The sequence below is a fragment of the Kitasatospora sp. NPDC058190 genome (assembly GCF_042883685.1).
Taxonomy (GTDB): domain Bacteria; phylum Actinomycetota; class Actinomycetes; order Streptomycetales; family Streptomycetaceae; genus Kitasatospora.
Genome location: NZ_JBHVVI010000064.1, coordinates 43076 through 51724, shown reverse-complemented (window position 1 = coordinate 51724; position 8649 = coordinate 43076). Strand labels below are relative to the sequence as shown.

The following is an 8649-nucleotide window of genomic DNA, read 5'->3' as shown; positions in this document are numbered from 1 at the left end:
GTCCAAGCACACCTGCTCGAACTCCTCAGCATTGACGAAACCCGACCCCGCTGGCTGGAGACCTAAAACCCCATGTGCGAAGTCCGGGACTAGCCAGGCCCCAGGTACGCGCGTATCGGCGGCCGGCTGTACCCGACGTGTCGGGTACAACCGGCTCCTGGTCGCGGCGCCCTGACGCCGCGCAGGTGCGGGCGGTCAGAGGTGGTGCGCCACGAAATCGGCCACCTGCGTGCCGAGTTGCTGACCGGCCTGGTTGTCGATGGCGGTGTGCTGGCCGGACCAGATCCGGCTGAGCCACGCTTCGGTGGCGGCGTCCTGGAAGCCGGCGAAGGTCCGCGTGACACCTTTCGACGTCACCGTGATCCGGTGGTGCGTGCCGTAGAACCCGGCGAGCGTCGTCGCCGCAGCTTGGCTGAGCGCGCCGTGAGCGCCGGGGTATGACGGATCCGGGGCGGTCGGCAGCAGCGGGGTCCAGCTGGGATCGCCGACGATGCCCCGGTTGTAGTGCGTGTCGCCGAGCCGGATCGCGGTCACCGGCCGCCACACGTGGTAGGCGTACTTGGCGTCGTACATCGCGATCGCGGTGTCGGCGAGCGACAGGTCGAGCCGGGCGAAGACCTTCACCGCCTGCTGCAGGCTTGCGTTTTGGGAGGTGACGAGGCCCTGCGCGACCTGGTTCCACACGTTCCAGACGGGCGCCGCCGCCCAGAACTTCGCGGCCGCGGTCTGATCGTGCGTGCGGGTGGTACTGGTCTTGCTGCCCAGGCCCTTGACCTCGTTCAGGGCACTCGCGTACGCGGCGCTGCTCACGGCCGGCGGCGCTGCCGGGCGGAACTGGCTCCCGCTGGTCAGCACGAACGGCTTGACCGCACCCCAGTCGCTGAACACCGGCATGGGGAAGGCGGGCGGCGTGGGCCGGTAGTCGCCGGGCAGGCTGCCGGGAGTGAACTGCGGCGGCTTGGTTGAGGACCCGTCAGTGGACCGCAGGCTGATCAGCTGGCGCGCGACCGCTGCTCCCACGCCGATGCCTGCCTGCTTGCCGGCGCTGTTGGCGATCGCGGACAACTGGCCGCTCAGCTGCTGGTCCACGCTTGCGCGCTTGGTGGGGTACAGGGCGGCCAGCACATCGTGAGCTGCCTGGTCCGCCGCGACGTCCGCACGTGCACCCTGAGGTGCCGGCACCGAGAACGCGTACACGGGGTCCGCGTGGGTGATCGAGGCCACCGCGTCGTACTCGGCGGCCTGGAGCAGCGCGAAGCTACGCGTGGGCTGGACGGTGGCCGGTTGGGCCTTGGGATCGCTCAGGATGCCGATGAGCTCGCGGTTCCACGCCACGACCGACCTGCCGGACCCCGCAGCGGCGGTGCTCGTGGTCGGCGACTGGGCGACGGCGGCGGTGGCCCCGAAAGCCGGGCTGGTGAGTCCGGCTGCCAGCACCGTTCCGATCAGGACGGCGAGTGTCTTCTGCTTTCCACTCATTTCGGTGGCTCCTTCTCGCTGGTGGCGGGTCGCGGCAACAGGCGGCAACGCTCGGACCACTCGGGTGCATCACGTGGGCCGCTGCGGACCAGGGAGTCCAGGTACATGGGTGTGTGCTCTCTACTGATCAGCCCGCGAGGCGGGCCGGGTGGGGGTCGGTCATTCGGTTGGTGTTTTCCGTGCCGGGCCCCGGCCTTGGAGACGTGCACAGCTTCCGGGTCAGCGCGGACGTCGTACTGCCGTACGCGGGTGGGCCGGACGTGGGGTGTCGGCTGAACAACGGGTCGGTGGCGTAGCGGAGCTCGGTGAACGGGACGTGCGCCGGTAGCTGGACGCGGGCGGGACCGGCCGCGCGGCGGGGAAGGCCCTGAGGGGCGGCGGAACCATCTCGGTCATCTCGGCTCACTCCTTGCCGGATGGAGGGAAGGAGGGGATCCCGGGGATCGGGTGCTCGTCAGATTCCACGGTTCCGGGGTCCGTGCGGTTCGGCCCGTAAGCACCTTTTGCGAGATTTCATTGATTTGTGGCATATGCGATGAGCGGCCGGGAACGCAGAGACCCGGGTGCTCCGACAGCAACTCGCTCGACCAGGTCCGCAGGCGCAGCGCCGAGACGAGCTCCACCTGCCCGAGATCGGCCTTCACGGCCTGAGGCGCACCGCTGCCACCAGCGTGATCGCCCCGCGCCATCTCCCGAACTGCCCGGACGCCTCGTGGGCACACATCGACCCTTGAGGTCGCCGCAGGTCACGGCTCCGCTGAGCGCCGTGTGCCCACCAACTGGCGAACTCTGGAGACACGAACGGGCCGAACCACATGGCGCCCGTCGCACGTGAAAGTAGACAAGCGCTGGTATTCACGAGATCTCCTCCCCATCCCCCGTCCCATCCGCAAGGAGTGAGCTGAGATGACCCAGCTACTCCCCACGAACTCCCGCCGCCGCCGCAACGCTCGGCTCCACGCCACGCGCCGAAGCCCGCAGCGTCCCCGGTTCGCATCCATCACGGGTGTGCTGCCTGCGCGAGGTTGCTGCCGCCGCCAGGCGCTGCTCACCTTGCCGGCGCAGGAAGCACTCGTCTCCGCCGCCCGTCACTTCACGGCGGAGCTGCTGGAAAGCTGGAGCATTCCCCAGGACGAGCGGGACTCCGCCGTTCTCATCGTCGACGAACTCGCCGCCAATGCCGCCCGGTACGGCCACGAGTGCATGACGCTGCAGCTGGTCCTCGACCACCACGTGCTGCACATCGTGGTCGTCGACTCCGGAGCTGACGTAGGCCGCCCCAGCCATCACATCGCCCCTGACGAACACGGTCGTGGCAACGGCATCGTCGAGTTCCTCTCACAATCGACCGAGGTCCGCCAAGCTCCGGAGGGTCGCGAAGTCCACGCCTGCCTTCAGTGGTCAGCGTGACCGCACCCGGTGAGGCTTTGGTCGCCAGGTGAGCGCGTCGCTCACCTGGCGACCGCGATGAGCATGGCATGGCCTTCGGTCTCCGGCGCGGTCGGCGATGGGGGGCGGGGATGACCGCCGTCGCCCGAACCCGCTTCCCCCGTCCCGCGGTGAACGTCGTGCCACGCGGCGTGACCTGTGCCCCGCCTGTCCGGCCGGCCCGTGCCGGCTTTGGAGGGCTGCCGGCCGTGAGGCGCCCGACCTGGCCGGGGCGTCACGCCGGGATGGTGAGCAGCTTCTGGCCGTTGCCGGCGTAGATGTCGAAGTGACTGATCGTTCCTGGGGACATGGGTACGGTCCCGGAGATCTTGGCGCCACGCGGGTACTCGCCGGCCTGCCAGGTGGCGGCGGTCGCCGCGGTGCCCGTGATCCCGGCCGCTTGCAGGCTGCATGTGATCCCGGGGGGTGCTCCCTTCGCCGAGACCTGCAGGGCGGTGCCCCAGGCCGCGGGCGAGACCTCGACCGTGGCGGACACGCCGGTGGTGGGGTCGGTTCCGGAGAAAGTATGGACCGGGGCCGGTGACGTCGGTGCGGGCTGCGCGACCTGGCTGCTCGTGGACACGACGGCAGCCAGCCACGTACCGCCCGACGCTGCCGCGGCGATGAGCGTCGTGGCGGCTGCGACCGCTACCAGTTGCCTCCGCACGGCGTTACGGCGTCGGGACGCTGCCTGCTGGAGCAGCCGGTCGAGCCGGCTTCGCTCGGTTTGCTGCGGTACGCCCGGCCCGGCAGCGGCCGCAGGCTGCGGCTCTGGCTGCGCTCGCGCGCGTGCGGCGGCCCGCTGTACCAATCGGTCGGCCAGCTCCTCGCCGGGCGCGGGCGGTGCCTCGCCTGCGGCCTCGGCCTCGCTGACCTTCGCGAGTAGCGCGGGCATTCCCGCCAGTTCGGCATGCTCGGCCTGACACTCGGCGCATTCCGCGAGGTGGGCGCGGACCTGCTCCGTCTCCGCCGGGGACAGCGTTCCCAGCACGTATCCGCCCAGGGAGAACCGGACGGCGTCACGGTCGCCGTTCATGGCCCGCACCTCCTCCACTCCGCCGTCACGGCTCGATACCCCGTTCCTGCAGCGCCAGCCACAGCGCCTTCAAGGCGTAGTACGTGCGCGACTTCACGGTGCCCACCGGAATGCCGAGCACCTGCGCGGCCTCGACCATCGTCCGGCCCCTGTAGTACGTCTCCAGCAGCACGGCCCGGTGATCCGGGGAGAGGGTACGCCTGGGTGCGATCCAGCTGCACCATCGCGACGCCGAGCAGTTCCTTCGCCGACATGAAGATCAGATGCGGCGGTTTGGCGCTGGTGTGCCGGGCGAGGCGCACCAGGTCGTCTTCGAGTTGGTCGAGGCTGAGGTCGGGCAGCAGTCGAGCAGCCGCGTCGGCGGCGTGGGCACGGGCATCTCGTGCGGTCATGGCCAGTTCTCTTTCATCGAGCACGGGTTCCGCCACCGCTAGCAGTGCTCGAACCTGCTCGTCGGTGTAGAGAGCGAAGAGCTCGTCCACTGGTCTGCCGAAGATGCGCTTGAGGATCGCGGGCGCCGGGTGGTGAGGCCGGGCAACTTGACCGGAGCGCCACCGCGTGAAGCTCTTGTCCGTCAGATCGACGTTTCGGAAGGCGAGATCACCGGTCTTCTCGTAGAGCAGCGCGGCAGCCCGTCTGTACTCGGCCAGGAAGCCGCGGAAGTCCATGCCGGACTCACTGACTAAGGCATCGAACAGGTTCATCGCGGTCCCTTCGCCGCAGCTCGGTGCGAACCGCGTCGGCTCTCTACCTACCACCGCCGGGTGGGGGATCGCACGGGTCGTGCAGAAGTGTCTGCAAACTGTCCGCGGATTGTCTCCCAGCTCACCCCAACGGGGAGCAAGTGTCCCTGCTTCGCCAGTAGTTATGTCCTGGGCTCCAGGCCATGGTTGATCCCCGCAAGCGAACCAAGAACGGGGCGTTCAAGCGCACTGGCGCTGAGCCCACCCCGGCGTCGTGCGCTTGTTCCGGACGCACTCGGGGGACTGCGTCACCGCAAGCCGCAGCGGCCCCCAGGAAAGGAATGAAAATGACCACGATCCTGTCTCCGCCGGCGAATCCGGTGTCCGCTCCCGTGCCTGCTGCATCGCATGGGCACCCGATGGATCAGCTCTTCGCTGTCCCGCCGATCGGTTTTGCCCCTGACGTCGATGGCAGGCGCGCCTCCCGCCCCGCCATGGATGCGCCCAAGACAAGCTCCTGTCCACAGCTGGCCAGTGCGGCCACCCCGGCACGGGGCGCGAACGCCGACCATCACCCGGTCGGGACATTTCTGTGGGCGCTTTGGATGTTCGGCCATGTCCTCGTGATCGCCCTCTTGAGAGTGACCACCAACAATCAGCTGGACCACCAAGGCGTCGCACACGGCCTGGACCCCTCCCGGTCCGCGCCCGACGTTGGGGAGGCCTAGCCATACGGCTACCAGACATGAAAATGACGGTCCTTTCTTCAGCAACGAGATGGCCGGTGCCGTCGACGCTCAATGGCTTCCCCCGGTTCTCGTACGAGCGGGCGCTGGTCTACATCGCCGCGGAACTCACGTGGTGGACCAGATCCGCCCCTCTTGACGACGCTGGCCCTGGGGAGCTGGCCGATATCTGCAGCGAGGTCCGCACCACCCTGGTTCGTTCGGCTGACGTCCGAATCGCCGGAGATGCTCTCGCTCTTTGCGAGGAGTCCTTGAGAGCCGCCGACAGGCTTCGTGGGGGCGCTCCCCCCGTGCGGCTTCAACACGTACGCCGTGCGTGCTTCGCATCCGCAGCCGCGCGGCTCCTCTGCCCTACCCGTCCGACAGCAGCTCCGCCCCAGATCGTCAGGGGCGAGGTGCTCACGTCCACACCGGCATGAGTCCGACCGTGCGTTGCCGGCCCGCCACGGACGTACGACAACCGGGCTCACTCCACCCTCCGCATCGGAGGACTACGAGGAAGACGTATGGAGATGACTGAACACGCTCCCCCGCAACACGCGGTGGTGATCGCCTCCGGTGGGCTGGACAGCACCACCGTCGCCTATTGGCTCGCCGAGGGCGGCAGCAGGCTCACGCTGCTTTCCTTCGACTACGGGCAACGGCACCGGAAGGAACTCGACTTCGCCGTGCTGATCGCTGACCGCCTCGGGGCCCGTCACGAGATGGCGGACCTGAGCGGGCTCGGCCACCTGCTGTCCGGCTCGGCGCTGACGGACCCGGCGATCGCGGTGCCCGACGGCCACTACACCGCCGAGGGCATGCGCAGCACTGTGGTGCCGAACCGGGACGCGATCATGCTCTCGATCGCCGTGGCCGCTGCGGTCGCTGCGGGGGCGGACGCGGTGGCGTTCGGTGCCCACGCCGGCGACCACGCGGTCTATCCGGACTGCCGCACCGAGTTCTTCGACCTGTTCGCCGAGGTGGCTCGGGTCGGTAACGAGGGGTTCCTCTCCGAGGGGTTCCAGCTGCTGGCGCCGTTCATCGACCAGACGAAGGCCGACATCGTGAGGGTCGCCAGTCAGGTCGGTGTGCCGTTCGCGGACACCTGGTCCTGCTATCGCGGCGGCGAGCTGCACTGCGGCACGTGCGGGACGTGCACCGAGCGGATCGAGGCGTTCGTGCTCGCCGGGGTCGAGGACCCGACCGAGTACGCCATCGCGCCCACCGGAGCGGCCTGATGAGGGGGGTCGTCGTGTCCGGCCGGCACCGGATCGGGAAGGCGTTCCGGTTCGAGGCGGCCCACTTCCTGCCCGGGCTGCCGGAGGGGCACCAGTGCTCGAGGATGCACGGCCACTCTTACGAGGCGGTATTCGTCCTCACCGCCGACCAGCTGGTGGAGCCGGGCTTCGTCACGGACTTCGGCGATCTCGCCCCGGTGAAGAAGCTCATCGGCACCACGCTCGACCACCGGACGCTGAACGACGTCCTGCCGGTCGCGCCGACGTCGGAGAATCTGGCCGCCTGGCTGGCCGATTGGTTCGTGGAGCACGTGGAGCCGTCGTTGCCGGGTCGGCTGGTGTCGGTGCGGGTGTCGGAGACGGCAACCAGCTGGGCCGAGTTCGTGCTGGAGGAGCGGTGAGCCTGTCGGGAGGTGAGGTCGGCGCCGGCAGGGGCCTGCTGGTGGCGGAGTGCTTCGGACCGACGTTCCAGGGCGAGGGCCCCAGCGTTGGGCAGCAGGCCCTGTTCGTCCGGCTGTCGCGGTGCAACCTTCGCTGCCCCGGGTGCGACACCCCGGAGACGTGGGACTGGTCCCGGTTCGACCCGCGCGAGGTGTCCACGCGACATAGCGTCGAGGATCTGGCGGCTTGGGTGATGGCCCGCTCGCCACGGCTGGTGGTGGTCACCGGCGGTGAGCCGCTGCTGCAGCAACCCAAGCTCGTCGACCTGGTGCAGCTGCTGTCGGGGCGGCGCGTGGAGATGGAGACGAACGGCACCATCGTCCCGCGGCCCGAACTGGTCGAGTCGGTCGCGGCGTTCAACGTGTCGCCAAAACTGGAAGCCTTCGCCGCCCCCAGGGACCGGCAGATCATCCCGGAGGCGCTGTCGGCCTTCGCGACCTGCGGCAAGGCCCGGTTCAAGTTCGTCGTCCGCGAGGCCGCCCAGCTCGACGAAGTCGCCTCCGTGGTGGAGACATTCTCGCTTCCCGATGTCTGGATCATGCCGGAGGGAACGAGCAGCGAGACGGTCCTCGGCAGGATGCGGGAGCTGGCTGACGAGGTCCTGAAGCGCGGCTGGAACCTCACACCGCGGCTGCACACGCTGCTCTGGGAGGCCGAGCGTGGCCGGTGAGGACAGCAAGGTGCCTGGACGGCGCGGTCGTTCCGACTCCCCGAGGCCGCGCGTGTTGGGTAGCGGCCAAGTTCTTGGTACGGAGGGGAGCGGGATCCTGCATGCCGTCCAGGCACGACCAACTATAGCCAACTCCCCTCCTCCGCGCGCACATTCACTGATGTCGTTCCTCGTCGATCCTCGACACCTCAAGGCCGCCGCGCGGGCCTGCATGCGCCGTGCCGGAGCACCGGGCGCCGATGGGATGAGCTGGGCGCAGTTCCGGCAGGGCATGGACGGCCGGCTGGAGGCCTTGGCCGAGCAGCTGCGGACAGGTTCCTGGATGCCCGGCCCCCTGCGCGAGGTGGAGATCACCGCCTACACCGGCAAGACGATTCCCTCGGTGATCCCGACGGTGACCGACCGGGTCGTCCAGCGGGCGATGCGGGGAGCGATTGAGCCGGTGCTGGAGCGGCGGGCGTTCGCCGGCTGGGTCTCGGGCTACCGTGCCGGGCGGAACCGGATCACCGCTCTGCGCGAGTCCGACCGGCATCTGCGGGAGGGGTTCCGGTGGGTGGCGGACGTGGACGTGCGGAAGGTGTCGGAGGGATCGTGCGCGGCCGAGGTCACCGACTGGCTGGCCGAGCACGTGGCGGACGGCTCGTTCCTGCGCCTGTTCGAGCGGGTGCTGGAGCCCTTGCCCTGTCCGATCGTACCGGGGACGGCACTGGCGCCGCTGCTGATCAACCTGCGCCTGTCCCGGGCAGACGCGCGGCTGGCCGGGTACCGCGTGGTGCGGTTCGCGGATAACTACTGCGTCTTCTGCGGCGGCGCCGAGCAGGCCGGTGAGGCCCTCGAAGCCGTCACCAAGGCGTTGGCGCGCTGCGGGCTGCGGCCCAACCTCACCAAGTCCAAGGTCTGGGCCGGGGTGAACGCCGAAGACCTGTTCTTGATCGCCGGATGAAGG

The 8649-nt window shown here is 69.3% G+C and carries 8 protein-coding genes and 1 pseudogene; 6 read left to right on the top strand and 3 right to left on the bottom strand.

What is annotated here, in order from left to right; translation table 11 throughout:
* Positions 1–195: 195 nt before the first annotated feature.
* Entirely contained in the window at positions 196–1335 is a 1140-nt protein-coding gene (locus ACFVWU_RS26740; protein ID WP_387625592.1) for a vanadium-dependent haloperoxidase, read from the bottom strand.
* A 1050-nt stretch (positions 1336–2385) separates the two neighbouring features.
* Here ACFVWU_RS26740 and ACFVWU_RS26735 point away from each other — a divergent pair.
* Positions 2386–2889 carry an ATP-binding protein gene (locus ACFVWU_RS26735; RefSeq protein ID WP_387625590.1) on the top strand — a complete coding sequence of 168 codons (504 nt, stop codon included), beginning with the start codon at positions 2386–2388 and terminating at the stop codon, positions 2887–2889.
* A gap of 253 nt (positions 2890–3142) precedes the next feature.
* Here ACFVWU_RS26735 and ACFVWU_RS26730 read toward each other — a convergent pair whose 3' ends face one another.
* Both ACFVWU_RS26730 and ACFVWU_RS26725 read right to left on the bottom strand, forming a co-directional pair.
* Positions 3143–3943: an anti-sigma factor family protein gene (locus tag ACFVWU_RS26730; RefSeq protein WP_387625588.1), complete on the bottom strand. Its 801-nt coding sequence runs from the start codon at positions 3941–3943 to the stop codon at positions 3143–3145.
* Between the two features lie 25 nt (positions 3944–3968).
* Positions 3969–4136: pseudogene (locus ACFVWU_RS26725) on the bottom strand (sigma factor-like helix-turn-helix DNA-binding protein); the annotation flags it as partial.
* A gap of 837 nt (positions 4137–4973) precedes the next feature.
* Between ACFVWU_RS26725 and ACFVWU_RS26720 the strand changes: the two are divergent.
* The 5 genes from ACFVWU_RS26720 to ACFVWU_RS26700 all read left to right on the top strand — a co-directional run bounded on the left by ACFVWU_RS26720 (position 4974) and on the right by ACFVWU_RS26700 (position 8646).
* Complete coding sequence (locus ACFVWU_RS26720; protein ID WP_387625586.1) at positions 4974–5354, top strand: hypothetical protein; 381 nt, start codon at positions 4974–4976, stop codon at positions 5352–5354.
* 524 nt (positions 5355–5878) lie between these two features.
* Positions 5879–6592: a 7-cyano-7-deazaguanine synthase QueC gene (queC, locus tag ACFVWU_RS26715; protein ID WP_387625584.1), complete on the top strand. Its 714-nt coding sequence runs from the start codon at positions 5879–5881 to the stop codon at positions 6590–6592.
* The gene (locus ACFVWU_RS26710) at positions 6592–6993 is read left to right on the top strand and encodes a 6-pyruvoyl tetrahydropterin synthase family protein (protein WP_387625582.1); all 402 of its coding nucleotides are present in this window, start codon (positions 6592–6594) and stop codon (positions 6991–6993) included. The genes queC and ACFVWU_RS26710 overlap by 1 nt, the downstream gene beginning before the upstream one ends.
* Before the next feature lie 41 nt (positions 6994–7034).
* Positions 7035–7703 carry a 7-carboxy-7-deazaguanine synthase QueE gene (locus ACFVWU_RS26705; protein WP_387625580.1) on the top strand — a complete coding sequence of 223 codons (669 nt, stop codon included), beginning with the start codon at positions 7035–7037 and terminating at the stop codon, positions 7701–7703.
* A 160-nt stretch (positions 7704–7863) separates the two neighbouring features.
* Positions 7864–8646, top strand: coding sequence for an RNA-directed DNA polymerase (locus ACFVWU_RS26700; RefSeq protein ID WP_387625578.1), 783 nt, complete (start codon positions 7864–7866; stop codon positions 8644–8646).
* Positions 8647–8649 lie beyond the last annotated feature (3 nt).